General features: G+C 71.1%; 21 protein-coding genes, 2 tRNA genes and 2 pseudogenes. 16 read left to right on the top strand and 9 right to left on the bottom strand.

Going from position 1 to position 24,867, the window contains the following annotated elements:
- Positions 1 to 12: 12 nt before the first annotated feature.
- Both AC3CF1_RS14630 and nudC read left to right on the top strand, forming a co-directional pair.
- On the top strand, positions 13 to 1,356 hold the full coding sequence (locus tag AC3CF1_RS14630) for a M16 family metallopeptidase (protein ID WP_354982433.1): 1,344 nt from the start codon (positions 13 to 15) through the stop codon (positions 1,354 to 1,356).
- Positions 1,357 to 1,592: 236 nt separating this feature from the next.
- Positions 1,593 to 2,552: an NAD(+) diphosphatase gene (gene nudC, locus AC3CF1_RS14625; protein ID WP_488450658.1), complete on the top strand. Its 960-nt coding sequence runs from the start codon at positions 1,593 to 1,595 to the stop codon at positions 2,550 to 2,552.
- 128 nt (positions 2,553 to 2,680) lie between these two features.
- Here the strand turns inward: nudC and AC3CF1_RS14620 are convergent, their stop codons facing one another.
- The 3 genes from AC3CF1_RS14620 to AC3CF1_RS14610 all read right to left on the bottom strand — a co-directional run bounded on the left by AC3CF1_RS14620 (position 2,681) and on the right by AC3CF1_RS14610 (position 4,467).
- A complete protein-coding gene (locus AC3CF1_RS14620; protein ID WP_088950054.1) occupies positions 2,681 to 2,956 on the bottom strand; it encodes a hypothetical protein in 276 nt (91 codons plus the stop codon).
- A 212-nt stretch (positions 2,957 to 3,168) separates the two neighbouring features.
- Positions 3,169 to 3,408 carry a DUF397 domain-containing protein gene (locus AC3CF1_RS14615; RefSeq protein WP_088950053.1) on the bottom strand — a complete coding sequence of 80 codons (240 nt, stop codon included), beginning with the start codon at positions 3,406 to 3,408 and terminating at the stop codon, positions 3,169 to 3,171.
- Between the two features lie 78 nt (positions 3,409 to 3,486).
- On the bottom strand, positions 3,487 to 4,467 hold the full coding sequence (locus AC3CF1_RS14610; protein ID WP_354982431.1) for a helix-turn-helix domain-containing protein: 981 nt from the start codon (positions 4,465 to 4,467) through the stop codon (positions 3,487 to 3,489).
- Between the two features lie 216 nt (positions 4,468 to 4,683).
- On the opposite strand from AC3CF1_RS14610, the gene AC3CF1_RS14605 reads away from it, so the two are divergent.
- Entirely contained in the window at positions 4,684 to 5,976 is a 1,293-nt protein-coding gene (locus tag AC3CF1_RS14605) for an MFS transporter (protein ID WP_354982430.1), read from the top strand.
- Positions 5,977 to 6,044: 68 nt separating this feature from the next.
- Here AC3CF1_RS14605 and AC3CF1_RS14600 read toward each other — a convergent pair whose 3' ends face one another.
- Positions 6,045 to 6,287: a mycoredoxin gene (locus AC3CF1_RS14600; RefSeq protein WP_088952000.1), complete on the bottom strand. Its 243-nt coding sequence runs from the start codon at positions 6,285 to 6,287 to the stop codon at positions 6,045 to 6,047.
- A 92-nt stretch (positions 6,288 to 6,379) separates the two neighbouring features.
- Between AC3CF1_RS14600 and AC3CF1_RS14595 the strand changes: the two are divergent.
- From AC3CF1_RS14595 to AC3CF1_RS14585, 3 genes and pseudogenes are all read left to right on the top strand, one after another.
- Positions 6,380 to 8,552 (top strand): annotated as a pseudogene (locus AC3CF1_RS14595) (ATP-dependent DNA helicase UvrD2).
- A gap of 121 nt (positions 8,553 to 8,673) precedes the next feature.
- Entirely contained in the window at positions 8,674 to 8,922 is a 249-nt protein-coding gene (locus tag AC3CF1_RS14590) for a hypothetical protein (RefSeq protein WP_488450657.1), read from the top strand.
- A gap of 131 nt (positions 8,923 to 9,053) precedes the next feature.
- Positions 9,054 to 9,419 carry a WhiB family transcriptional regulator gene (locus AC3CF1_RS14585; protein WP_088950048.1) on the top strand — a complete coding sequence of 122 codons (366 nt, stop codon included), beginning with the start codon at positions 9,054 to 9,056 and terminating at the stop codon, positions 9,417 to 9,419.
- Between the two features lie 293 nt (positions 9,420 to 9,712).
- On the opposite strand, the gene AC3CF1_RS14580 is transcribed toward AC3CF1_RS14585, so the two are convergent.
- The 3 genes from AC3CF1_RS14580 to AC3CF1_RS14570 all read right to left on the bottom strand — a co-directional run bounded on the left by AC3CF1_RS14580 (position 9,713) and on the right by AC3CF1_RS14570 (position 12,554).
- Positions 9,713 to 11,059 (bottom strand): ABC1 kinase family protein, encoded by a 1,347-nt coding sequence (locus tag AC3CF1_RS14580; RefSeq protein ID WP_088950047.1) that lies wholly within the window; start codon positions 11,057 to 11,059, stop codon positions 9,713 to 9,715.
- Complete coding sequence (locus AC3CF1_RS14575) at positions 11,056 to 12,168, bottom strand: TOMM precursor leader peptide-binding protein (protein WP_488450656.1); 1,113 nt, start codon at positions 12,166 to 12,168, stop codon at positions 11,056 to 11,058. The genes AC3CF1_RS14580 and AC3CF1_RS14575 overlap by 4 nt, the downstream gene beginning before the upstream one ends.
- A 215-nt stretch (positions 12,169 to 12,383) precedes the next feature.
- Entirely contained in the window at positions 12,384 to 12,554 is a 171-nt protein-coding gene (locus AC3CF1_RS14570) for a DUF5679 domain-containing protein (RefSeq protein WP_167457767.1), read from the bottom strand.
- A 512-nt stretch (positions 12,555 to 13,066) separates the two neighbouring features.
- Here AC3CF1_RS14570 and AC3CF1_RS14565 point away from each other — a divergent pair.
- Complete coding sequence (locus tag AC3CF1_RS14565) at positions 13,067 to 13,597, top strand: M48 metallopeptidase family protein (RefSeq protein WP_099848410.1); 531 nt, start codon at positions 13,067 to 13,069, stop codon at positions 13,595 to 13,597.
- A gap of 219 nt (positions 13,598 to 13,816) precedes the next feature.
- Entirely contained in the window at positions 13,817 to 14,425 is a 609-nt protein-coding gene (locus AC3CF1_RS14560) for a glycosyltransferase family protein (RefSeq protein ID WP_488450655.1), read from the top strand.
- A gap of 130 nt (positions 14,426 to 14,555) precedes the next feature.
- On the opposite strand, the gene AC3CF1_RS14555 is transcribed toward AC3CF1_RS14560, so the two are convergent.
- Positions 14,556 to 15,845 carry a zinc-dependent metalloprotease gene (locus AC3CF1_RS14555; RefSeq protein ID WP_179780857.1) on the bottom strand — a complete coding sequence of 430 codons (1,290 nt, stop codon included), beginning with the start codon at positions 15,843 to 15,845 and terminating at the stop codon, positions 14,556 to 14,558.
- Positions 15,846 to 15,959: 114 nt separating this feature from the next.
- Between AC3CF1_RS14555 and AC3CF1_RS14550 the strand changes: the two genes are divergently transcribed.
- The 7 genes and pseudogenes from AC3CF1_RS14550 (at position 15,960) to AC3CF1_RS14520 (ending at position 22,505) form a co-directional block, all read left to right on the top strand.
- Positions 15,960 to 16,973 carry a YlbL family protein gene (locus tag AC3CF1_RS14550; protein ID WP_354982424.1) on the top strand — a complete coding sequence of 338 codons (1,014 nt, stop codon included), beginning with the start codon at positions 15,960 to 15,962 and terminating at the stop codon, positions 16,971 to 16,973.
- A 96-nt stretch (positions 16,974 to 17,069) separates the two neighbouring features.
- A pseudogene (locus tag AC3CF1_RS14545) lies at positions 17,070 to 20,059 on the top strand (UPF0182 family membrane protein).
- A 186-nt stretch (positions 20,060 to 20,245) separates the two neighbouring features.
- Positions 20,246 to 20,755 (top strand): SigE family RNA polymerase sigma factor, encoded by a 510-nt coding sequence (locus AC3CF1_RS14540; RefSeq protein WP_354982422.1) that lies wholly within the window; start codon positions 20,246 to 20,248, stop codon positions 20,753 to 20,755.
- Positions 20,745 to 21,698 (top strand): hypothetical protein, encoded by a 954-nt coding sequence (locus AC3CF1_RS14535; RefSeq protein WP_354982421.1) that lies wholly within the window; start codon positions 20,745 to 20,747, stop codon positions 21,696 to 21,698. The genes AC3CF1_RS14540 and AC3CF1_RS14535 overlap by 11 nt, the downstream gene beginning before the upstream one ends.
- An 83-nt stretch (positions 21,699 to 21,781) precedes the next feature.
- Positions 21,782 to 21,855: transfer RNA gene (locus tag AC3CF1_RS14530), tRNA-Met, on the top strand.
- Positions 21,856 to 21,978: 123 nt separating this feature from the next.
- Positions 21,979 to 22,052, top strand: a tRNA-Met gene (locus AC3CF1_RS14525).
- 204 nt (positions 22,053 to 22,256) lie between these two features.
- A complete protein-coding gene (locus AC3CF1_RS14520; RefSeq protein WP_088950039.1) occupies positions 22,257 to 22,505 on the top strand; it encodes a hypothetical protein in 249 nt (82 codons plus the stop codon).
- 52 nt (positions 22,506 to 22,557) lie between these two features.
- Here the strand turns inward: AC3CF1_RS14520 and AC3CF1_RS14515 are convergent, their stop codons facing one another.
- Positions 22,558 to 23,889: an ABC transporter substrate-binding protein gene (locus AC3CF1_RS14515; protein ID WP_354982420.1), complete on the bottom strand. Its 1,332-nt coding sequence runs from the start codon at positions 23,887 to 23,889 to the stop codon at positions 22,558 to 22,560.
- Between the two features lie 138 nt (positions 23,890 to 24,027).
- Here AC3CF1_RS14515 and AC3CF1_RS14510 point away from each other — a divergent pair, with 138 nt between their 5' ends.
- Positions 24,028 to 24,861 carry a phosphoribosylaminoimidazolesuccinocarboxamide synthase gene (locus AC3CF1_RS14510; RefSeq protein ID WP_354982419.1) on the top strand — a complete coding sequence of 278 codons (834 nt, stop codon included), beginning with the start codon at positions 24,028 to 24,030 and terminating at the stop codon, positions 24,859 to 24,861.
- Positions 24,862 to 24,867: the final 6 nt, after the last annotated feature.

The raw sequence follows: 24,867 nt of genomic DNA, 5'->3' as shown, positions 1-24,867 counted from the left end.
GAAGGTGGCACAGTGACTACGACCACTGCTCCCGTCGGGCCGCGTACGCTGCCGCCGCTGGGGCCGACCCGCAAGCTCAAGGTGCCCAAGCAGGCCGAACGTACGCTGCGCAACGGTCTCACCGTGATCGCCGTACGCCGGCCCGCCGTGCCGCTGGTCGAGTTGCGGCTCTGGGTTCCGTTCGGTCGGGTGCACCTGGCTCGCGGCGCGATGCTCTCGCAGACGATGCTCTCCGGCACCGAGTCGATGACGAGCGTGCAGCTCGCCGCCGAGTTGCAGAAGGTGGGTGGCGGGCTCTCCGCGGGCGTCGACCCGGACCGGCTGATGCTCTCGGGCGCTGGGCTGGTCACCGGCCTGGACCGGATGCTGGAGCTGCTGGCCGAGGTGCTGACCAGCGCCAGCTACCCGAGCGACGAAGTGGCCACCGAACGGGACCGACTGGTCGACCGGATCCAGGTGGCGCAGAGCCAGCCGGCGCACCTTGCCCGGGAGGCGCTGCTGAAGCGGATCTACGGCCGGCACCCGTACGCGACGCAGACCCCGGAGCCGGGCCAGATCCGCGCCGTCCGACCGGCGGCGTTGCGCACCCTGCACGCGGAGCGGGTCCACCCGGCCGGCGCGCAGTTGGTGCTGGTCGGTGACGTGCAGCCGGAGAAGGCACTGGACGCCGCCGAGCGGGCGCTCGGCGGTTGGGCCGGCGCCGGGCGTGTGGCCGAGCTGCCGGCGACGCCGCCGCTGGAGCCGGGCCCACTGCTGCTGGTCGACCGGCCGGGCTCGGTGCAGTCCTCGCTGCGGATCGCGCTTCCGGCCGTGTCCCGCACCGACCCCGACCACGCCCCGCTGCAACTGGCCAACCTGATCTTCGGCGGTTACTTCTCCTCCCGTTGGGTGGAGAACATCCGCGAGGACAAGGGCTACACGTACGGCCCGCACTCGGGGATCGAGCATTCCGTGGCCGGGTCGGTGCTGGTGGCCTCCGCCGAGGTGGCCACCGAGGTCACCGGGCCGGCGCTGCTGGAGACGACGTACGAGTTGGGCCGGTTGGCGTCGCTGCCACCGAAGCCCGAGGAGTTGGAGCAGGCCCGTCAGTACGCCCTGGGCACTCTCCAGCTCGGCATGTCCACCCAGGCCGGGTTGGCGGCGTTGACCAGCGCGTACGCGGGCAACGGGCTGCGTCTCGACTTTCTCGCCGAGTACGCGGCGAGGTTGGCGAAGGCGAGCATCGACGATGTCGCGCGTGCCGGCGCCCGGTACCTGGCACCGGCTCGGGCGGCGATCGTGGTGCTCGGTGACGCCGAGCGGGTCACCCAGGGCCTCGCCGCGCTGACCACGGTCCACACCGAGCCGAAGCAGTGAGCGAGCGCAGCGAGCGAGCCATGGGGCTCAGCAGTGGGCCGTCTCACGGCGGCGTGGAGCGAAGCGGAGCGCTGGTGTGAGCGAGCGCAGCGAGCGAGCCATGGGGCTCAGCAGTGGGCCGTCTCACGGCGGCGTGGAGCGAAGCGGAGCGCTGGTGTGAGCGAGCGCAGCGAGCGAGCCATGGGGCTCAGCAGTGGGCCGTCTCACGGCGGCGTGGAGCGAAGCGGAGCGCTGGCGTGAGTGGGGAGGCGGCGCCGCCGTTGGCGCGGTCCACGCTGGATCGGGCCGCGCACCGGCGGGGCGACTCGCAGTGGCTGACCGAGGCGTGGCTGCGTGGCCGGGTGCTGCTGCTCGACTCGACCGACGAGGGTCGGACGTTGGCCCGCACCGACACGTCGCCACCGGCGTTGGTGCTGTTCGGTGCGGCCGACGTGCCGGCCGGGTCCGAGTCGACGGCGATGTTCCTCGGTGTCGAACCGGACGGGGTGCCGGTCTTTGCGGTCGACGCGCCGCTGCCGGCGTTGCCGGGGACCCGGGCGGTCAACCTGCGCGAGGTGGGCCACCTGCTGGCCGACCGGGAGGCCGGCATCTTCACCACGGGGTTGGCGCTGCTCAACTGGCACACCCGGCACGGTTACTCGACGAGCACCGGGGCGCCGACCGCGATGGACGAGGCGGGCTGGTCCCGGGTGGACCGTAACGGTGGGCGGATCTGGCCGCGTACCGACCCGGCGATGATCGTGCTGGTGCACGACGGTGTGGACGGCCCGGACGGTCGCTGCCTGCTCGGCAACAACGCCGGTTGGCCGGGCACCCCGGGCGGCCGGCGCTATTCCTGCCTGGCCGGCTACGTCGAGCCCGGCGAGTCGGCGGAGGCCGCCGTGCTGCGCGAGGTCCGCGAGGAGGTGGGCATCGGGGTCGAGCGCATCGGGTACGTGGGCAGCCAGGCGTGGCCGTTCCCCGGCTCGCTGATGCTGGGTTTCCTGGCCACCGCGAACCCGGACGATCCGGTGCGGGTCGACCCGTCCGAGATCGCGTACGCCCGGTGGTTCTCGCGCCGGGAGATCGGGGCGGCGCTGGCCGGGCGGACGGTGGACGTGGGTGACGGTGCCCAGCTGATCCTGCCGCCGCCGTCGTCGATCGCGCTGTTCCTCATCCACCGGTGGCTGGACGGCTGGGTGGACGCCGACAGGTGAAGCACGGTCCCGACCCGTGGCCGCCGTTGCCGCGGCGGTCACGGGCCGGGAACACGGGCCGTCGTGGTCGGTGGGTGCGATAAACGCGGCGGGGGAGCCGATCCGACCACGACGGACGTCTTGTCGAGTCAGGTGCCGTTGCGGCCCGGTCTGTGTCGGAAGGCCGCGCGGGGCTCGATCAGCGGCACGACCTTGACCCGTTGCTTGCCGGCGCGGACCGCGCCGACCGTGGCCAGAGCGCGGGCCAGCAGCAGTGCGGCGTCCCGGTCCTCGGCGTGCACGGTCTGCCGTCGTGGCTCGGGGGTGGTCGTCTCGTCGCGGAGTCGGTGGCCGTCTGCCCAGGCAGCGGCGATGTCCCCGTCGGCGACGGCGCGGATGTCGGTGCGAACGATCAGGAACCGCATGAGGGTCTCCGGATGAGCCGCGATGGATAAGCCAGTGTGGAAGTTCCACGTATCCGAGGGCCATGTTACGCCCCGTGTTCGTCCCAGCAACTGAAACGCGCCTATCGGTTCGGAGCGTCGTCCGATCGGCCGATGCAGCTCAGGGGGTCGGCGGGCGCATACAGCGACGGGGCCGCCGGCAGTGCGCCGACGGCCCCGTACCTGTCACCGGATCAGTTCAGATCGAACTGGCCCTTCTTGGCTCCGGTGATGAAACCGAGCCACCCTGCGCGGTTGAACAGCAGCACCGGGCCGCCTCGGTCCTTGCTGTCGCGCAGGGCGACCGCCGACGGGCCGGCGTTGAGTGGGGCGACCTCCACGCAGTTGGAGGTCTGGCTGCGTGTGCTGGTACGCCACGGGGCATCCGCCAGCGAGTGAGCGGAGACGGACGGCGTGTTACGGATGTCGTTCATGGTTCTGCTCCTGATGTGAAGCGATCCGATGGGACGAGTGGTGCCGCACGCCCCGACGGAGGGTCGGTCCCCCGTGGATCACCGATCCGTCAGCCGCCCCGAGGCCCGGCGGCGCTGGGTCGGCGCCGTTGCCGGCCCGAACGCCACTGTGGATGGGGGCGCTGCCTCGGTCATCCGTCCCGTTGACTCGATCAGCCAGGAGAGGGTGTCCTCGGCGTTCAGTGCCGACGTGCATAGCCACTCGAACACCACTTTATAGCGATTTAGCGCGATTGCCTCGGTCGACATGACGTCGGTGAAGCCACCTTCGATGGCCAATGTCTCCGGATCGAGGGGATCGGCGAACCGGTAGACCGAGAACGCGGTCGGCGGGAGGTACCAATTGCCGATCTGGGTGTCGCGAAGCAGCACGTGCAGCGTCACGTTCGGCAGCAGGGCCAGCTCACAGAGCTGGAGCAGTTGTTCGTGCAGCACCTCGGGCGGCCCGGCGCGGCGGCCGAGAGCGGCCTCCTCCAGCACCGCGGTGTAGCGGGGCGCGTGCGGCTCACGGGTCAGCAACGACTGACGGGCCATCCGCGCCTGCACCTCGGTCTCCGGCTCGTCGTCGGGCTCGGGCTCGCCCGCGCCCGCGCCCACCTGGCGGGCGGAGACGATCCGGACCTGGGCGTAGCCCGGGGTCTGCAACAGGCCGGGCACCAGCACCGGGTTGTATTCGGAGATCTCGGCGCAGCCCGCCTCCAGCTCGGCCCAACTGCGCTGCTGCTGCGTCATCACCGGGAAGTTCTTCAACCAGCCGCGCATGTCGCCGGCCTCGCTGGTGATGCCGAGCAACTCGTCGTGCACCGCCTGGTCGACGCCGTAGAGATCCAACAGGTCGCCGACGTCCTGCGGGTCCGGTCGGCTGCGGCCGTTCTCCAGACGGGACAGTTTGGACGCGGAGGCCCAACCGATACGCTCGATCACCTGGTCGCCGGTGAGGCCCGCAGCCTCACGCAGGCGGCGCAGCTCGACGCCCAATCGGCGACGACGCAGGATCGGGCTGGGTGCGGCAGGAGGCACAGTGTCCTCTTTCCCGTCGACCGCCGCTGCCGCGACGGTAACTGTATGAAATTCGCCCCCCACGGTCAGTATGGACGGCGCGACCGGTGTCGGAGGTTCCGGCGGGGGCGTGTCCTGCAAAAATCGGACCACGGGAATGCCGGACGATGACGGACCCGCGGTCGCGGCCCACGTCGACCTCGCCCAGCCGGGCAGGCCATCCCGCCGGAGGGACCCATGCGCACGATCCTGCGCCGACCCGACTTCCGCCTGCTCTTCGGCGGTCTGCTGGCCAGCATGACCGCCGAGTCGATCCTGCTGCTCGCGCTCGCCATCTGGGTCAAGGATCTGACCGGCTCGAACGGGCTGGCCGGTGCCACGATCTTCGCCGTCATCGCGCCGATGATGCTGGCACCGCTGGTCGGCTGGTTCGTCGACCGGTACCCGCGTCGGCCGTTCTTCCTGGCCGCGAACGTGCTCACCGCCGCCCTGCTCACCCCGTTGTTCGCCGTCCGGCACGCGGGCGACGTCTGGATCGTCTACCTGGTGGCCGCCCTCTACGGGCTGTCGTCCATCACGCTCGGCGCGGCGCTCAGCGGGCTGATCCGGGAGATGGTGCCGGTCGAGCTGCTGGCCGAGGCGAACGGCCTGCTCCAGACCGTACGGCAGGGGATGCGGCTGATCGGTCCGCTGGCCGGCGCGGCGCTCTACGCGGCGCTCGGTGGGTGGGCGCTGGCCGGGATCGGGATCGTCGGATTTCTGACCGCCGCGGCGGTGGTCACCGCCCTACCCACTCCGCAGCAGGCGCCACCGCCCGTGCGGCTGCGCTGGCCAGCCGAGCTGGGCGCGGGCCTGCGGCACCTGGCCGGCGAGCCAGCCCTGCGCCGGGCACTGCTCGGCTATGGCCTGGGATCACTGGTGATGGGCTTCAGCGAGTCGCTCATCTTCGCGTACGTCGACCAGGGATTGAACCGGGACGCCGCGTTCGTGGGCGTGCTGGTCACCGTGCAGGGCGTGGGTGGGCTGCTCGGCGGGCTCTGCTCACCGGCGCTGGTCCGCAGGCTCGGTGAGGTCGGCACACTGGCCGCCGGTGTCGCGTTCTTCTCCCCGGCCGCGCTCGCGCTCGCGTACCCCGACATCCGGCTCGGGTTTGCGGCGGTGCTGCTGGCCGGCGTGTCGCTCCCGCTGACGATGGTCGGGCTGCACACGCTGATCCAGCGTCGGACCCCGCCCACGCTGGTCGGCCGGGTCGCCGCGGCCACGCAGGCGGTGGTCAGCGGCCCGCAGGCGTTCTCCATCGGGGCGGGCGCCCTGCTGGTCGGGTTCCTGGACTACCGGCTGCTCTTCGCGCTGGTCGGGGCGGCCACCCTGATCGCCGGTGGCTACCTCTGGCGGGGCCGGCACCTGAGCGCGCCGCCCGGCACCCGCCCGCCCACGCCGGCCCTCCCGGTGCTCCCGGCACCCCGGCGACCGGCAGAGGACGCCGACCGGCCGCTGGCGACCGGCACCCACCTTCCGCCGCCACGATGACCGACCTCGGAACACGACGAGCGGCCGCCCCGAGTGGGGCGGCCGCTCGTCGACGGTCATCTGGCCGGTCAGGCGGTGAGGGTCTCCAGGTGCTGCTTGACCTGGGTGATCGAGGGATTCGTCAGGGCGCTGCCGTCGTCGAAGCGCAGGGTCGGCACCGTCTGGTTGCCGCCGTTGACGCTCATCACGAACTCTGCGGCCTTCGGGTCCTGCTCGATGTCGACCACCTCGTAACCGATGCCCTCCCGGTCGAGCTGCGACTTCAGCCGGTGGCAGTAGCCGCACCAGGGGGTGGAATACATCGTCAACATGGTCGGATCCTCCAACTCCTCCGGCCGCGGCTTGCGGATCAAGCCGAGGCTGTTCGCTGCAACGCTGAGGGGAGCTGAGATGATTCCTGGTTGTGGCGGTTCACTCAGCGTCGGAACACGTGCTCGCCGGGCTGGACCCTGAGCAGCGCTCCGCGGTGACCGCGCCCGCCGGCCCGGTCTGCATCCTTGCCGGCGCCGGCACCGGCAAGACCCGGGCGATCACCTCCCGGATCGCCCACCGGGCACTCTCCGGTGAGATATCCCCCCGGCACGTGCTCGCGGTCACCTTCACCGCCCGTGCCGCCGCCGAGATGCGACACCGTCTCACTCTGCTCGGGGCGCACGGTGTCCAGGCGCGGACCTTCCACGCCGCTGCGTTGCGGCAGGTGCGGTACTTCGCGCCCCGCCTGCTGTCCGGCCGGGCCATGCCCGAGCTGCTGGACAGCAAGGTGCGGCTGGTCACCCTCGCCGCGGCCCGGGTCGGCCTGCGCACCGACCGGGCCGCCGCGCGCGACCTGGCCGGCGAGATCGAGTGGGCCAAGTCGTCGCTGGTCGAGCCGACGGACTACGTGGTGGCCGCCGCCCGGGCGCTGCGCGACACACCGCACGAGCCGGCGAAGGTGGCCGAGGTGTTCACCGCGTACGAGCAGCTCAAACGCTCGAACGGCGTGATCGACTTCGAGGACATGCTGCGTGCCGCGGTGTGGGGCATCGAGGAGCACCCGGACGTCGGCGAGCAGATCCGCACCCAGTACCGGCACTTCGTGGTCGACGAGTACCAGGACGTCAACCCACTCCAGCAGCGATTGCTGGACGCCTGGCTGGCCGGCCGCAACGACCTGACCGTGGTCGGCGACGCCAGCCAGACGATCTACTCGTTCACCGGGGCCACCTCGGCGTACCTGGTCGACTTCCCCCGCCGGCACCGCAACGCCACTGTGGTCCGGCTGGTCCGCGACTACCGCTCCACCCCGCAGGTGGTCGGGCTGGCCAACGCGGTGATCTCCCAGGCCCGGGGCACCGAGGCGCGGTTGCGGCTGGAGCTGAGCGGGCAGCGCCCACCCGGCCCCGAGCCGGACCTGCGGATCTTCACCGACGAGCCGGCCGAGGCGAACGCGGTCGCCGCGCGCTGCCGCGCCCTGATCGACGCGGGCACGCCGGCGAAGGAGATCGCCGTGCTGTTCCGGGTCAACGCGCAGTCCGAGGCGTACGAGAAGGCGCTCACCGAGGCCGCGGTGCCGTACGTCGTGCAGGGCGCGGAGCGCTTCTTCGAGCGGACCGAGGTACGCCAGGCGATGGTCGCGCTTCGCGCCGCCACCCGCTCGATCCCCGGGGAGGACGCCGTTGCCGGCCGCCGTCGTCGAGGCGCTCACCGCGGTCGGCTGGGCCCCGGACGCACCCCCGGCCGGTGGCGCCGCCCGCGAGCGGTGGGAGGCGCTGTCCGCGCTGGTCCAGCTCTCCGAGGAGTACGCGGCCAGCCTCGAGGTGGTGCCGATCGGCGAGGCCGCGTCGGTGGAACGTCCCGTCACGCTCACCGACTTCACCGAGGAGCTCGCCCGCCGGGCCGCCCAGCAGCACGTACCGACTGTGGACGGGGTGACCCTCGCCTCGCTGCACTCCGCCAAGGGGCTGGAGTGGGACGCGGTCTTCCTGGTCGGCCTCGCCGAGGGCACCATGCCCACCACGTACGCCAAGACCGTCGAGCAGGTCGAGGAGGAGCGTCGGCTGCTCTACGTCGGGATCACCCGGGCGCGGCAGTGGCTCTGGCTGTCGTACGCCGCAGCACGCTCGCCGGGCGGACGGGCCCGGCGGCCGTCGCGGTTCCTGCCCCAGCTGGACCGCTCCGGCGGCACCGAACGGGCGTCCGGCGGCGGCACCGGTCCGGCGGCCAAACGCACCGAGCGGCGTCGAACCCAGATCGTCTCCTGCCGGATCTGCGGCGCCACCCTGCTCGCCGGCCCGGACCGCAAGCTGGGTCGGTGCCCCACCTGCCCATCCGACATCGACGATGAGCTGCACGAACGGCTGCGCGAGTGGCGGCAGCGGGTGGCCGGGGCGCAGAAGGTCCCCGCCTACGTGGTGTTCACCGACGCGACGCTGATCGCGCTGGCCGAGCGGCGGCCCGAGCGGTCGGAGGAACTGATCGCCATCGCCGGTATCGGCCCCCGCAAGCTGGGCCTCTACGGGGAGTCGGTGCTGGCGCTGGTGGGGGGCGCGGGGGTGGACGATGTCTGCCCTGAGAAAACTTTCGAAATCTCGTCGTAAATTCGTTTGCCCTCGCCCCGGCGCGAGGAATAGCCTCAGAACACACCACGCGAGCGGCGCCATTCCGGCTGCTCACGGGGTTGGTCCAGTCGATCCGAGGAACGTGAGGGAGGTGGGTCCCGTGAAGATTTTCACCTATGAGCGTCTGGCGGTGATGCCGTCTGTCCACGCTCCGCTGTCGGCTGTCCGGGTGGCCCTCACGGCTGCACGACCGTCGGTTCCGCAGGTGCACCAGGTTCAGACCGAGCTGAGCCTGACCGTCGCACCAGTCGGAGTCGAGGGGACCAGTGGCTTCACGGGCAATGGCATCCAGGTCGCCAAGAAGCGCATGGATGTCCGCGGCGTTCCACCTCGAGGTAAACCGGTCTGATCATCAGACACCGGCTCACCTCGAGGCCGCGGAACCCGCTTACCGGGATCCGCGGCCTCAGTTTTTTGCCCGCCGTAAGTACGTCGGAATGCGATCCACGAGATCGAATGTGAGAGAGAGGTGACCGGGAGATGAGTCTGGCGTTGGCCCCACTCGACATGAGCATCGAGATGGAGGCGAACCTGCCCTGCCGGAAGTTCGACCCTGACCTGTGGTTCTCCGACTCGCCCACCGAGCTCGAGCTGGCCAAGTCGCTCTGCGGGGACTGCCCGCTGCGTGTCGAATGCCTGGCCGGAGCCGTTGAGCGAGCGGAGCCGTGGGGCGTCTGGGGCGGCGAGATCTTCGAGCGTGGCGCGGTCGTCCCGCGTAAGCGGCCCCGTGGCCGTCCGCGTAAGGAGGACGTCGCTCGTGACGCCGAGCTTCGGGTCGAGGCCGAGGCGCGCCTGGCGGCCAGTGGGCTGTCCGAGGTGCGTGGCGCGGTCCGGCTGGCAGCCTGACGTGTTCCCGATCCGTACCAACTACGCCGGTGTCACACCGGCAGTGAGTGAGAAGACGATGTTCAACGTCCCGAGTGGAGCCTTCGAGATGCAACTACTCCACGAAGCGTTGTCCCGGGCTCGAATGCGCCGGCCTCAGGCCGGTCGTACCACCACGAGCACTGAGGCAACCCGATCCGCCCGTACCGTCGCCATGAACAGCCGCAACCAGACGGCACGCGACCTGGGCGTTCTCTAGTACCACCGCACACAGAAGGGCGGGTGCCGACCGGCACCCGCCCTTCTGGACGTCCTCAGGCGACCGGGGCGAAGCCGGGCAGCCAACGCTCCAGGATGCTGCGGTACGGAGCCTTCGCCTCCAACTGGCAGAGAATTCCGATCGAGCCGAGCGTCACCCGGTGGATCAGCAGGTACGACGGCGGCAGGTTGAGCTGCCTGCTCAGCTGGTACGTGGGGGAGCGCGGGCTGGCGAGTCGACCCGCCTCGGCCCGCAGCCAGGCCCGGGTGAACCGGAACCCGTCCGCCGCGATGGGCTCCAGCATCGGACGGATGAAGTCGAGCACCCCCTCGGCGTCGATCTGCTCGGTGGCGCCGATGAACCCCTCCGAGCGCAGCCCCGCCACCACCTCGTCGGCGTCGCCGCGCAGCGCCATCGCGGCGATGCGACCGATCGGCTCCGGCGTTCCCTCAGGCATCCGGGCCACCGCGCCGAAGTCGATCACCCCGAGTCGGCCGTCGGGCAGCAGCCGGAAGTTTCCCGGGTGCGGGTCGGCGTGCAGCAAACCGGCCCGCTGCGGAGCGGAGAGGTGCAGGGTGGCCATCAGCCGGCCCGCCTCGTCCCGCTCCTCCTCGGTGCCCTCGCGGATGATGTCGGCCAACGGGGTGCCCGTCACCCACTCGGTGACCAGCACCCGGGGTGCCGCGTTGATCACCTGCGGGATGTAGATCTCGGGGTCGTCGGCGTACGCGGCCGCGAAGGCGCGCTGCGACTCGGCCTCCAGCTCGTAGTCCAGTTCCTCGGTGATCCGCTCGCGCAGCTCGACCAGGAGCGGCTTGACGTCCAGACCGGGTTGGATGGCCCGGAACATCCCGCCCAGCCGGGAAAGCTGCTTGAGGTCGGAGAGCAGCGCTTCACCGGCGCCCGGATATTGGATCTTGACCGCCACGTCGCGGCTGTTCGGTGCGCCGGACTCGTCGAACCCCGGCTCCCGCCACCGTGCCCGGTGCACCTGGCCGATGCTGGCGGCGGCGGCCGGGGTGTCGTTGAACTCGACGAACAGGTCCCGCCAGTCGGGGCCGAGCTGCTCGGCCAGCACCTTGTGCACGCTGGCGACCGGCAGCGGTGGTGCCGCCTCCTGGAGCTTCGTGAGCGCCTGGCGGTAGGGCGCGGCGATCTCCTCCGGCAGTGCCGCCTCGAAGACCGACAGCGCCTGGCCGAACTTCATCGCCCCACCCTTGAGCTGGCCCAACACGCTGAACAGCTGCTCGGCGGTGCGCTGCTGGATCTCCGCGGAGATCACGTCGGAGGCGAGCCCGGTGACGCGCTTTCCCATGCCGAGAACGGTCCGGCCGGCGAAGCCGAGCGGCAGGGCGGCGAGCTTGGCGGTGCGGGACACGGCGCGGCGCGGTATGTCGGTCACACGGTCATTGTTACCGACCGGAGGGCCCCGCTGCTGCTCTGCGGCCGGGCTGGTGCGGACACTCGACCTCGCGAGCACCCGCACGCCGGGTGTGGCGGCCAGCCCCGACGGCGGAAGCGGCCCGCGCCGGTGATCTCCATGGCCCCACCGAGGGTCTCGGGCTGACCGCCGTCGAGCTGCGTCAGCGCCTCGGCCAGCGCGTACCCGATGGCTGCCAGCAGCGTGCTGGTCGCGCCGGCGGCGACCGGGTCGGTGGCGGCGAGCTGGGCGGCGAGCCGCGGCCAGTCCGGGTCGCGGTCGGTCCGGTGCAGCTCGACGCAGTGCAGGCAGGGCCCGGCCGGTGGGCGGACCAGCGGCCCGACGACCGGTACGCCCTCGCGCAGCGTGACCAGCAGGTGTGGCTGCCGGCGTTGGGCCAGACCGGCGGCGACCAGCGCGGGTGGCCGGTCCGTGCCGAGCTGGATCACCAGGTCCACCCGGGTGGACCGGCCCCGCTGGGTGCCGGTGCCTGGCGCGACACGGTTGACCGCCGCCCGCACGGCCGGTGCCAGCGGGTGACCCAGCTCGGTGGCGGGGATGCCCGTGCCGACCAGGTCGACGGGGCGGACCGGGCCGGTGAGGTGGGGGATCACCTGCCCTACGCCGGCCTGGGCCAGCGCCACCGTCAGCGGCCCGCCGAGCGCCCCGGCGCCGGTGAGCACGACCCGGGTGGTCCGCCGACGGCGCAGGACCTGTGCGGGGGTGCCGGGCAGTCGAGCGGCAGCCAGGGCCAACGCGCCGGCCTCCGCCGCCAGCCGGGCGCGGACCGGGCCGGCCAGGTCACGGGGGAGCAGGCTGTGCGCGGGCACCAGCAGGCCGGCCGTACGCAGGGCGTCGAGCAGCGTACGTGCCTCGTCGACGGTGACCCGGACGGTGGCCGCCTGCGTCAGGACGGCGCGTTCGCTGCGGGTGCCGTCGAGCAGGTCGAGCAGATGGGCGGCTCGGGGATTGGCCAGCTCCAGCAGCACGGCGGGCCCCGGGCCGACGCCGAGCTGGAGGGTGTGCCGGTCCCGCCAGAGCCGGTTGAGGCCGGGCAGCAGCGTGGGACGGGGCAGTACGGTGCGACTCATGGTCACCAATCGTGACCGTGACTTCGCGTTCGGTCGATCGTTGTCCACAGGCGCCCAGGCCGCTGTCCAGCGTTGTCCACAGGCTTTGCCGGGTTTTCCACAGGCTGCCGACGAGGCTGTCGGTCACCCGACAGGCGGTCGACGACCCGCCGACCGCCCAGGACGGCAACGGGGCGGGGTGACCACCGGCCACCCCGCCCCCGTCACCCGTACGGTCAGACCTTGGCCTTGCCCAGGATGCGGTTCACTGTTGTCCCGCAAACCGGACACTTGCCCTTGGCCATGTTCATTCCGGTCTTCGAGACCTCGACGTGCCCCTCGAAGTCCCGCTTCTCCTTGCACTTGACGCAGTAACCGTTGTAGGTCGTCTGGGCCTGGTCGGCCACGGTGCCCTCCTCGTCTCGTCCGCCGGTCAATGCCGTCCCGGCGGGGTGCCCGGCGGCGGGCCACACGGGGCGCCGGCGCTGGGTCTCACTCCGCGGCCACCTTCGTGACCGCTGGTTCGCGGACCCTACCCAGGTCTGGGCAGTTCCATGTCAGCTGTGCATCGACACTGTGAGCAAGTCGACGTCGAGAGTGTGCATGGCGAAATAGGTCGGATAAGTCAGTTTGGCGGGGACACGCCGACCAAACCCTCACAGCCACCCGTGCGAGTGCCCCCGGCGCGGCCTCCGGCCGGTGATCACCTACGGTGGAGAGGCGTCGTGCGACACCGCCATCGGCGTTCACGAAGGGTGACGAGATGGCGTGGTGGGGCCGTCGTCAAGAAATTTTCCGGACGCCTGGCGACCAATCACCATTTTCTGGGCGCGTGTCGCGTGGTTGACCCTTGCGGACCCCTGGTCAGTACGCATTAGCTTTCCTTCGTGACACGTAGCCGAGGCTGCGCGGGCCAGTGATGGCGGGGACGCGCAAGCCGGTCGTCGAGGTGCGGCGCAGCCAGCGCCGACGACGCACGGTGTCTGCGTACCGTGACGGTGAGCGGGTCGTCGTCCTCATCCCGGACCAGTTCTCCCGAGCCGAGGAGAGCGAGTGGGTCGACCGCATGCTCGCCCGGCTCGCCGCCCGGGAGGGGCGCCTGGCCCGCTCCGACGCCGAGCTGCTGGCCCGGGCGCGCCGGCTCATCGACCTCTACCTGGCCGAATACCCCACGAAGGCCGTGCCGGCCAGCGTCCGATGGGTCACCAACCAGAACGGCCGGTGGGGCTCCTGCACCCCTGCCGACCGCAGCATCCGAATCTCGCACCGCGTTCAGGAAATGCCCGACTGGGTGATCGACTACGTGCTCCTGCACGAGTTGGCGCACCTCATCGTGCCGAGCCACAACGCCCGCTTCTGGGCGTTGGTCGGCCGCTACCCGAAGGCGGAACGCGCCCGCGGCTACCTCGAAGGCGTGGCCGCTGCCTCCTGCGCACCGCTCCCCACCTGATCCACAGACCCCGAGTCTCCGGGCTGCCGAGCCCCTCGCTCTGCCCTGCCCCGCTCCCCGCGCGCCGGCATGATCGACTCGCGTTCCTGAAGACCGGGCTATCGATGCCCTTCGGACACCGCGATTTCAATGAAAGCGAGTCGGTCATGCTCGTGTGCCCGCGCACCACGCGGGTGAGCGGGTGGTCGGGGCGGCCGGGGTGGGCGCTAGGGTCGGGGGGTGGCACGACGGGTGGTAGTGGCGTTGCTCGGACCGGTTCCCTGGTCGCCGCCGGGCGTCGACCGGGCCGAATGGCGAGCGGCGCTCGCGGAAGACGTCATCGACCTGCTCGCCACGCTCAACGAGGTGGAGATCGCCGTCGCGGTCACGCCGGCCGACCGAGCCCTCGCCGACGCGCTGGTCTGGCCCGGCACCGCGGTCTACGAGGTCACCGAGCCGACGCCGAATGCCGTGTTCGCCGCGCTGGAGGGCTACGACCAGGCGGCGGTGCTGGTCGGGGACGTGCCTGACCTGCCCGCGCTGACTGTCGGCAAGCTGCTGCGCCCGCTCACCACCCGACCCGTCGCGGTGGCTCCGGTCGACGGCGGCGGTCCGGGCCTGCTCGGGGTGGCTGTGCGGCTGCCCGTGGCGGGTTGGCTACCCCCGCTGAACCTGGACACGGCAACGCCGACGGACGTTCGTTCCGGTGCCCCTCGACCGGGGGACGTGGCGGTCACCGCCGGCTGGCGGCGACTGCGCGGCCCGGCCGACCTGGCCACGCTGGACCCGGCCTTCGAAGGTTGGGAGGCGACCCGCGCCCTGCTCTCCGGCTCGGGCCGCCCCGCCTGACCGGCACGCTTCCCGACCGAGGGCCGTCACCTGCTGCCCCCCAGGGCCACCTGCACGCCGGGCACCCGCCAACGAGCAGCGCGGGCACCCGGCTTCAAGCATCACGGCCCCAGGCATCGCGACCCAGGCTTCAGGACTTGGTGTCGTCCTCGCCGTCGGTCTCGTCGGGCTGGCCCGGGGACTTCTCCTCCACCCCACCGGGAGCGGTGAAGTCGAAGCTGTCCAGCTCGCTGAGGTCCATGTCGTTCATCGCGAAGGCGACCGGGTCGGCGAAGTCGTCGTCCGACGGGAGCAGGTCCGGGTGGCCCCACACGGCGTCGCGGCCCTCGATGCCACGGTGCTGGGTGAGCGCCGCCCAGAGTGCCGCGGCCTCGCGAAGGCGCCGTGGGCGCAGCTCCAAGCCGACGAGTGCGGCGAAGGTCTGCTCCGCGGGGCCGCCGGCGGCACGGCGACGGCGGAACGCCTCACCGAGCCGGACGACGTTGGGCAGCCGGTCGCTGGCGGCGCTGTCCACGACGTGGCAGACCCAGCCCTCGACCAGGGCGAGTGCGGTCTCCAGCCGGGCCAGTGATGCCTTCTGCGCCGGAGTGTCCTCCGGTGTGAAGATGCCCTCCAGGGCGATCGCCTGCATCGACTCCGGGTCGGTCGGGTCGACCCGGCCCATCGCCTCCTCGATCGCCTCCCGGTTGACCCGGATGCCCGAGGCGTACATCTCGACTGCGCTGAGCACGTGACCGCGCAGCCACGGGACGTGCTGGAACAGCCGCTGGTGGGCGGCCTCACGCAGCGCCACGTAGAGGCGGACCTCGTCCTCGGGAAGCTCCAGGCCCTCGCCGTACGCCCGGATGTTGGCCGGGATCAGCGCGGCCGTGCCGGCCGGGCCGAGCGGCAGCCCGATGTCGCCGGCGGAGAGCACCTCCGCGGCGAGCGAACCGAGGGCCTGGCCCAGCTGACCGCCGAAGAGCGCGCCGCCGAGGGAGGCCACCATCGACTGCATGGGGCCGAGTTGGGCGCGGGCCTCCGGTGGCACCAGGTCGCCCATCGCGCCGACCATGCGGCTGGCCACCGGGTCGCAGAGCTTGCGCCACACGTCAAGCGTCTTGAAGATCCACTCATTGCGGTTCCAGGCGACCGGGGACTGGATGCCGGACGGCCACGCCGAGGCCGGCTCCAACCACAGGTCGGCCAGGCGCAGCGCCTCCTCGACGGCGTTGCGCTCATACGGTGAAACCGCCGGGTCGCCGGCGGCCGCGAGCTGGCTGGCTGCTACCTGCCGGGCCAGGTCCCAGTTGACCGGCCCGCTGCCCGGCGCGGAGAGCAGGTGCTGCAACTGCGACATGAACTGCTGCATCTGCGCGGGATCGTTGGGGTCTGGTGGTTGACCACCCGGGAGCGCGAAACCGAACGGAATATCAGGCACGACGTCTACGGTACGCGGGCCGCGCCCCAGGTCGCCGCCGCTGGCGTTGCGCTGAGGGCGAAGTCGCGTGCGCATCCGGCAGGAGGCGTCCGGTCGGTCGGTACGCTCTGCGGCATGAGACGTCGTGGCCTGACGGTCCTGCTCGGTGCCCTGTTCACCGCCCTGCTGAGCATCGGGGTGCTCCGGGTTCCGATCCCGTACGTGGTGCTGGGCCCGGGCCCGACGGTCAACACCCTGGGTACGGCCGACGGCAAGGAGGTCATCCAGGTCACCGGGCGGGAGACCTCGACCTCCGCCGGTCAGTTGCGGTTGACCACGGTGGGTGTGCAGCCCACGGTGCGGTTGCGGGGGGCGATCGCGGGCTGGTTCTCCGACGACGAGGCGGTGGTGCCACGCGAGCTGGTCTATCCGCCGGGGGAGTCGACGGAGCAGGTCGAGCAGCGCAACGCCGAGGACTTCAAGGCGTCCCAGACCAGCGCGGAGACCGCCGCGCTGCGGGAGTTGGGCTTTCCGGTGCAGGTGGTGATCAAGACGGTGTCCGGTGACGGGCCGGCCGCCGGCGAGTTGAAGGCCGGCGACGTGATCACCTCCGTCGATGGTCAGCCGGTGCCGGTGGCCGCGAAGGTCACCGAACTGGTCCGGGCCAAGCCGGCCGGGACGGCGTTGACCATCGGCTACACCCGGGACGGCGTGCCCGCCACGGTGAAGGTGACCAGCCAGGAGCAGGACGGTCGGCCGCGGATCGGCGTCGAGATCGACCAGCAGCAGCCGCACCCGTTCACCCTCGGCATCGACCTGGAGGACATCGGTGGGCCGAGCGCCGGTCTGATGTTCGCCCTGGGGATCGTGGACAAGCTGACCCCGGCCGATCTCACCGGCGGTCAGATCATCGCCGGCACCGGCACCATCGACGACGAGGGCGCCGTCGGCCCGATCGGCGGGATCGCCCAGAAGCTGGTCGGCGCCAAGCGCGCCGGGGCCAAGGTGTTCCTCGTGCCGGCGGACAACTGCGCCGAGGCGGTCCGCAATCCGCAGCCGGGTCTGCCCCTGCTGCGGGTGGGTTCGTTGGACGAGGCGATGACCGCTCTGGAGGCGTTGCGCGCGGGTGGTCAGCCGACGCGTTGCTGACCGGTGTGACCGTGCCCCGACACGCTCAGGAACACCCCGTACTCTGGGTGCCTGGTCGGAGCCGATCACATCGAGCGTGCGGAGCCAACAGTGGTAATGCGTAGCAGCAGCCCCCTTCCGAGGATGAGCCGGCGCGGGCGCGTCACCATCGCTGTCCTGGTTGGGGTGTTCGTGCTCTTCACCCTGCTCGGGTGGGGTGTCCAGGCGTGGACCGACTGGCTCTGGTTCGACGAGGTGCGCTACACCGAGGTCTTCACCGGTGTCCTGCTCACCCGGCTGGTGCTCTTCCTGGCCGTCGGTCTCGGCATGGCGGTGATCGTCGGTGGCAACCTGTGGCTGGCCTACCGGTTGCGCCCGCGGCTGCGTCCGCACTCGGTGGAGCAGGCGACGCTGGAGCGCTACCGGATGGTGCTCAGCCCGCGGTTGGGCACCTGGATCGCGTTGACCGCCGCTGTGGTCGGGCTCTTCGCCGGCCTCTCCGCCCAGAACCGGTGGAACCAGTGGCTGCTCTTCCGCAACGGCGGTGACTTCGGGATCAAGGACCCGGAGTTCGGGGTGGACATCGGCTTCTACGTCTTCCAGCTTCCGTTCTGGCGTTACCTGCTCGGCGTCGCCTTCACCGCTGTGGTGCTGGCGGTGATCGGCGCGCTGGCGGTGCACTATCTCTTCGGCGGGGTCCGCCTGCAGGGCGTCGGTGACCGGATGAGCAACGCCGCCCGCGCGCACCTGAGCAGCCTGGTCGCGGTCTTCGTGCTGTTGAAGGCCGTCGCGTACGTGCTGGACCGGCGGGCGATGCTGCTGGAGTACAACGAGGGCGCCAAGTTGTACGGCGCCGGCTACGCCGACGTCAACGCGCTGCTGCCGGCGAAGGAGATCCTGGCCTACATCTCGATCGTGGTGGCGATCGCGATCATCGTCTTCTCCAACGCCTGGATGCGGAACCTGGTCTGGCCGGGGATCTCGCTGGCGCTGCTCGGCGTGTCCGCGGTGGCCATCGGCGGCATCTACCCCTGGGCCGTGCAGACCTTCGAGGTCAAGCCGAGCGCCAAGGACAAGGAAGCGCCGTACATCCAGCGCAGCATCGACGCGACACGAGCGGCGTTCGGGCTGGGGGCCGCCAGACGACCCCGTACGCGGCGAACAACCTCACCCCACCGGCGAACCTGGCCACCGACACCTCGGTGGTGTCGAACGTGCGTCTGCTCGACCCGCAGCTGGTCAGCGAGACGTACACCCAGCTCCAGCAGGTGCGTGGCTTCTACGACTTCGGCCCCAAGCTGGACATCGACCGGTACGGGGTGAACGGGAACGTCTCCGACTACGTGGTCGGCGTCCGGGAGATCAACTACGGCGAGCTGACCGACCAGCAGAACACCTGGATCAACCGGCACACCGTCTACACCCACGGGTACGGGCTGGTGGCCGCCCCGGCGAACCAGGTGGTCTGCGGCGGGCAGCCGTTCTTCGTCTCCGGCTTCCTGGGCGAGAAGACCCAGGAGGCGTGCTCCTCGCAGACCGAGCAGATCCCGGCCAAGCAGCCGCGGATCTACTACGGCGAGCGGATGGCGGACGACGACTACGCGATCGTCGGGCAGTCCGACCCGAACAAGAAGGCCGAGTTCGACCGGCCGGTCGGTGAGGGTGGCGGCGAGTCCTACACCTACACCGGTGAGGGCGGCGTGGAGATCGGCTCCTTCGCCCGGCGGCTGCTGTACGCCATCAAGGAGCAGGAGTCGAACTTCCTGCTGTCCGAGGCGGTCAACAAGGACTCCAAGCTGCTCTACGTGCGTAACCCGCGCGACCGGGTGGAGAAGGTCGCGCCGTTCCTCACGCTGGACGGCGACCCGTACCCGGCGGTTGTCGACGGCCGGGTGCAGTGGATCGTCGACGGCTACACCACGGCGGCCACCTACCCGTACGCCGAGAAGGTCAACCTCCAGACCGAGACCACCGACGAGTTGACCAACCGGGGCACCTTCCAGCTGGCCCGGGAGGACGTCAACTACATGCGCAACTCGGTGAAGGCCACCGTCGACGCGTACGACGGCACCGTGAAGCTCTACGAGTACGACGACACCGACCCGGTGCTCAAGGCGTGGAACAAGGCGTTCGGTGGTGACCTGGTGCTGCCGAAGGCGGATATCCCGGTCGAGCTGACCGAGCACCTGCGCTACCCGGCGGACATGTTCAAGGTGCAGCGCAACCTGCTCACCAAGTTCCACGTGACCAACCCGGGTGACTTCTACTCGGCTCAGGACTTCTGGCAGGTGCCCAACGTGCCGGACGCCCCGGACAGCGGCCAGAAGCAGCCTCCGTACTACCTGTTCACGCAGTTCCCTGGGCAGGAGAGCCCGCGGTTCCAGCTCACCTCGGCAGTCACCCCGAACGGCCGGCAGAACCTCGCCGCGCTGATCTCCGGGTCGTACGTCGAGGGGAAGCCCCGCCTGGAGGTGCTGGAGTTGCCGGACCAGACCCGGATCTCGGGCCCGGTGCAGGTGCACCAGCAGATGACCAACAACGCGAACATCCGTCAGCAGCTCAACCTGCTCTCCAGCAACCAGGCTCAGGTGCAGTACGGCAACCTGCTGTCGTTGCCCTTCGCCGACGGCATGCTCTACGTCGAGCCGGTCTACGTGAAGAGCAACCAGCAGGACGCGTACCCGCTGTTGCAGAAGGTGCTGCTCTCCTACGGTGACGGTGGCTCCTTCGTGGCGCTGGCCGACAACATCAACGACGGCATCAAGCAGCTCGTCGAGCAGGGTAAGAAGGCCGGGCAGGGCACGTCGCCGCCTCCGACCACCGGGGGCAACCCCACGACGCCGACGCCGACGCCGACGCCCAGCGGGACCGCCACGCCGGCGCCGACGCCGAGCGCCAGCATCCCGCCGCCGACCGGCGACCTGGCCGTCGCCGCGGACCGGGTGCAGACCGCGATCACCGAGGTCCGGGCCGCGCAGACGTCCGGCGACTTCGAGCGGTACGGGCGTGCGCTGAAGGCCTTGGACGAGGCGCTCACCGCGTTCCAGCAGGCGCAGCAGGCCGCCGGCACTGCCAGTGGTGGCCCGTCGCCGAGCCCCGGCGGCTGATCCACCACAGCGGGGAGCACGTCTCGGAGCCCTCGTCGTCGGACCCACCGGTCCGGACGGCGGGGGCTCCGCCGTGTCCGGTGGTGTCACCGTCTGTCACCTCACCGACAGGTGCGGTCGGACCGCAACCTGCGGCACCGGTCCGCCGTCCTCATTTGCAACGGGGTGGGACGAGGGGGAGCAGTCGTGAGGGACGCGCAGAGCTTCGATGACTTCTACCGCGGCACCGCGCGGCGGATGGTGCGGTACGGCTATGCGGTCACCGGCGACCACAACGAGGCACAGGACCTGGTGCAGGAGGCGTACGCCCGGGCCTGGCGGCAGTGGGGGAGGTTGTCGGCGCATCCGGCGCCGGAGGCGTGGCTGCGGCTGGTGGTGTCCCGCCTGGCGACCGACCGCTGGCGTCGGCTGGGCGGCCTGCGTGGCGCGCTGCGGCTGGCCGGGCCTCCACCGCCGGTCCCTCCGCCCAACGAGGACAGCGTGGTGCTGGTCCAGGCCCTGCGTCAGGTGCCGGCAACCCACCGGCGGGTGTTGGCGCTGCACTACCTGTTCGACATGCCCGTCGAGGAGATCGCTCGAGAGGTCGACGTGCCGGTTGGCACTGTGAAGTCGTGGCTTTCCCGCGGCCGGGCCCGACTCGCCGCGTTGCTGCCCGATCTGGCCGTCGTGGAACTGGAGGCCACCGATGTCGCGTGAACTGTCTGAGCTGTACCGGTCCCTCGCCGCCGACGCCGACGCTCGCGATCTGGGCGTCCCCGAGGTGCTGCGGCACCAGGCGGACCGTCGGGCCAGGCTGCGTGTCGCCGGGAGCACCCTTGCCGTGGCCCTGGTGGTGGTTGGCGTGGCTGTCGGGACCCAGGTGGTCGCTCCGCAGGCGGCGACCGTACCGTCGCCGGCCGGCACGCCCACGCCGCCGGCGCCGCCATCCGCATCGCCGTCGCCGTCGCCGAGCGTGACCGGCGGTTCGGCATCACCGCCCGTCTCGCCGACCCCGCCCGAACGCTCCCCGGGTACGACGGCGACGTCTCCCGGTGTCACAGGTGCGGCGCAGCCCAGGACGCCGACCGGCATCCCGGATCGGGCGTTCTTCCGGCTCGCGGCGGCCAACCAGATCGGCATCGCGCCGGAATTTCGGGACCTTGAGGTGCTGCCGGACCTGTGCGGTGCCCGCTACTCGAGTGAGGGGGCGATCGTGCAGCGTCGGACCCGGAACGTGGTCTACAAGCTGCCGCAGAATCCCGGTGCGGGGCACGTCCCGGACGGCACGTACACGCACTCCATCACCATCTACCGGGCCGGGCGCGCCGACGACCTGCTGGACGAGCTGCGGCGGGCGGTGCGCGACTGCCCGCAGCAGGAACGGCCAGGTGACAGCGCGCCGGTGCTGAGCAGGCAGCGGCTGCTCACCGACACCCGCTACGGCGACGAGTCGGTGCTGTTCGAGATGCGCCGCCCGGATCAGGACGTCAACGGCGACCCGACCGGCGTGGAGGACGTGCGGCTGATCCGGGCGATCCGGGTCGGCGACGTGGTGACCATCCTCTGGGAACAGGGCTGGGAGAACACCTCCAGCCAACGGGCGCAGGTCGACGCGGACAGCGCACGGGCGGTCGCCGCCGTGAAAGTCTGGCTCGGCTGACCTCGGTGGCCGGGTCGCGATCCGGCGGATTCGGATGTCGTTTTGCGGGGGCCGGGGGTGGTGCGCTACGGTTAGCGAGCCGACGCGGGGTGGAGCAGCTCGGTAGCTCGCTGGGCTCATAACCCAGAGGTCGCAGGTTCAAATCCTGTCCCCGCTACGACAGAAAGCCCGTCTCCGGTTCGCCGGAGGCGGGCTTTCGACATTCTGCGGTGTCGGCCGCAGCGGTTGGTGACCCCCGCTGATCATCGCCGGGGCGCATGGGTTAGTCTTAACCAGTCGACGCGGGGTGGAGCAGCTCGGTAGCTCGCTGGGCTCATAACCCAGAGGTCGCAGGTTCAAATCCTGTCCCCGCTACAAATGAAATGACATGAGTCCGGCCCCCACATTGTGGGGGCCGGACTTGTTTGGCGCCTCAGCGGGGAGGAGTGACTCCCGGAGGGCCGGCACCTCGCAGGCACCGGCCCCTCGTGGGTCCTACCTCCGGCCGGAAAGATCTCAGTTCCGTGATTCGGCGTGGACCGACGTGCCGGTGTTGCATCCTTCGGCGAGGATGGGCGCATGTCTTCATTCGGTAAGTGGTGGGGCCGACTCAGCGCGGTCCTCGGTGGGGCCGTTCTGGCGGTCTTCGTGCCCGTCGCGGCCTGGGCGTCCACGGGCACCGGCGAGCTGGTGGTGGAAGCCGCCCGGCGTCGGGGTCGCAGCGGCTTCGGGATCCTTCCGCTGCTCTGCTGCCTGGTGGTGGTCGCGATCGTCGTGTTCCTCGTGCTGCGTCTGATGCGCAACCGTCGCGGCGGCCCGCCGCGCTGACCCGTCGGTCAGGTCGGTCCACGGCGGCGGGCCGTGGGCCGACCTCCGGTCGTCACGCCGCCAGGGCGGCGTTGGCCTGCGCGATGAAACGTGAGGCGGCCGCCCGGGTGCCGGTCCGCTTGACGCGGATGCTCTCCGCGGTGGCGACCAGCAGGGTCCGCACCTTCGCGTGCCCCTTCGGGGGTGGCGCCGGGGCCGGCCCGAGCTGGTCGGCGATGGCCGCGCCGAACGCGGCGGCCCGCTGCTGGGCCGGATCGGTGATGCTGCCCTCGGCGTAGCGGCGGACGGCGAGACTGGCGTTCAGACCGCGTTCGTGGCCGAGGACGGTGCCGGCCTCGCCATTCGTGGTCAGGAAATTGATCACGTCGGTGACGGTGTCCGGGTGGCGGGTGCCCCGGAACGCGGCCCAGAACATCGAGGCGCGCGCCCACTGTGCACCGGTCGGCCCCGGCAAGCCGACAATGCCCAGCTCGGCCCCGGTGAGCCGCTGCAACTCGGGCAGTTGGTGGGACCACGCGAACGACGCGGCGGTCAACCCGGTCACCACCAGTTGCCGGGACGGCTCGCCGCTGTCGGCCTGCTCGACCAGCGCCGCACCCGGCGTGGCCCGCGCCCTGCGGGCCCGCTGCCACAGCTCGAACCAGGCGATCAGCTGTTCCACGCCGAAACCGAGCTGCTTACCCCGGTAGAGCTCGCCGCCCTGTGACCGCAACCAGAGCCAGAGCGCCCGGTAGTCACCGGAGCCGTCCATGGTGCCGGCCACCTGGCCGTCGCTGGCCTCGGTGACCTCTTCCGCCCAGGAGATGTAGTCGGCCCAGCTCATCCCGGCGCGCGGTTCCGGCACCTGCAGCTCCCGCAACAACTCCCGGTTGAAGACCACACCCGCGTGGGTCTGCCCGCCGGCCACCGCCATCGTCCGCCCCTCCACCGTGCCGTAGCGGATCAGCCCTTCCGGCAGGCCCCGCAGATCCAGACTGTGGTCGGCGACCCGGTCGGTGAGGTCGAGGATGATCTGGCGTTGGGCGTACTCGGTCAGCATGGCGTCGTCGATTTGGACCAGGTCCGGTACGTTGCCGCCGGCCGCCTGGGTGGCCAGGCGCTCGTAGTAGCCGTCGGCGCCCTGCCAGGTGACCCGGAAGGTGACCTGGGGGTTGCGCTCCGAGTAGAGCCGCAGGATCTTCTCGGTGAGCGCCGCCCGCCTTGGACCGCCCCACCAGAAGACCGACAGCTCGACCGGCCCGTCCTGGGTCGAGGTGGCGGCGTCGTCGCTGCACCCGGCCAGCCCGCCGGAGGCGAGCAGAGGTGCGCCGAGCACCGCGGTCAGCAGTCGGCGCCGGCCCGGGTCGGCGCCGAGGCGGTCGAACGGGGGTCGAACAACGGGCACGGGGGTCTCCTGGACCTGCGAGGGCGGCGGTCGGACCATTCACGCAGGCAGCGCACGAAGGTGTCAACGTCCGTCCGGTCACCCCCGGCGTGGGTGGTCGAATCAGGCCTTCCGATGTCGCATGGTGTACTAGGGCGCGTGGAACTTCTGCACTCGGGCAAGGTTCGGGACGTCTACGCCGACGGCGATGACCTGATCCTGGTCGCCTCGGACCGCATCTCGATCTACGACGTGGCGCTGCCGACGCCGATCCCGGACAAGGGTCGCCTGCTGACCGCGCTCTCGCTCTGGTGGTTCGAGCAGCTCGCCGACCTGGTGCCGAACCACGTCATCTCGGCGATCGACGTGCCCGCCGAGTTCGCCGGGCGGGCGATCCGCTGCCAGCGGCTGGACATGGTCCCGGTCGAGTGCGTGGCCCGGGGTTACCTCACCGGCGGCGGCCTGCGGGAGTACGAGCAGACCGGCGCGGTGTCCGGCATAACCCTGCCCCGAGGGCTCGGCGAGGCGTCGATCCTGCCCGAGCCGATCTTCACACCGTCGAGCAAGGCGCCGATGGGTGAGCACGACGAGCCGATCACGTACGACGACGTGGTGGACAAGGTGGGCGAGGCCACCGCCGAGCGGCTGCGGCAGATCACCATCGACGTCTACCGGCGCGGCGCCGAGCTGGCCGCCGACCGGGGCATCCTGATCGCCGACACCAAGCTCGAGCTGGGTTGGGCACCGGACGGCACCCTGGTCCTCGCCGACGAACTGCTCACCTCCGACTCGTCGCGGTTCTGGCCCGCCGAGTCGTACCAGCCGGGCCGCGTGCAGTTCTCCTATGACAAGCAGTACGTGCGGGACTGGGCCACCGGCAGCGGCTGGAACAAGCAGGCCCCCGCGCCGGACGTGCCCGACGAGGTCGTCCAGGCGACCCGCGCCCGCTACATCGAGGTGTACGAGAAGCTCACCGGCAACCGCTGGGAGTGACAGCCG

It is taken from the genome of Micromonospora sp. MGP-C2 (genome assembly GCF_057766525.1).
The sequence above is the reverse complement of the archived record's forward strand: the minus strand, read 5'-3'. Positions and strand labels throughout refer to the sequence as shown.

What these genes read in the sequence shown, in the direction of transcription:
- AC3CF1_RS14620 (WP_088950054.1), bottom strand. Translation starts at nt 2,956, where the DNA reads ATGCGGTTCCTGATCGTTCGCACCGACATCCGCGCCGTCGCCGACGGG.
- AC3CF1_RS14615 (WP_088950053.1), bottom strand. Translation starts at nt 3,408, where the DNA reads ATGAACGACATCCGTAACACGCCGTCCGTCTCCGCTCACTCGCTGGCG.
- AC3CF1_RS14605 (WP_354982430.1), top strand. Translation starts at nt 4,684, where the DNA reads ATGCGCACGATCCTGCGCCGACCCGACTTCCGCCTGCTCTTCGGCGGT.
- AC3CF1_RS14600 (WP_088952000.1), bottom strand. Translation starts at nt 6,287, where the DNA reads ATGTTGACGATGTATTCCACCCCCTGGTGCGGCTACTGCCACCGGCTG.
- AC3CF1_RS14585 (WP_088950048.1), top strand. Translation starts at nt 9,054, where the DNA reads ATGAGTCTGGCGTTGGCCCCACTCGACATGAGCATCGAGATGGAGGCG.
- AC3CF1_RS14575 (WP_488450656.1), bottom strand. Translation starts at nt 12,168, where the DNA reads ATGAGTCGCACCGTACTGCCCCGTCCCACGCTGCTGCCCGGCCTCAAC.
- AC3CF1_RS14565 (WP_099848410.1), top strand. Translation starts at nt 13,067, where the DNA reads ATGGCGGGGACGCGCAAGCCGGTCGTCGAGGTGCGGCGCAGCCAGCGC.
- AC3CF1_RS14550 (WP_354982424.1), top strand. Translation starts at nt 15,960, where the DNA reads ATGAGACGTCGTGGCCTGACGGTCCTGCTCGGTGCCCTGTTCACCGCC.
- AC3CF1_RS14535 (WP_354982421.1), top strand. Translation starts at nt 20,745, where the DNA reads ATGTCGCGTGAACTGTCTGAGCTGTACCGGTCCCTCGCCGCCGACGCC.
- AC3CF1_RS14520 (WP_088950039.1), top strand. Translation starts at nt 22,257, where the DNA reads ATGTCTTCATTCGGTAAGTGGTGGGGCCGACTCAGCGCGGTCCTCGGT.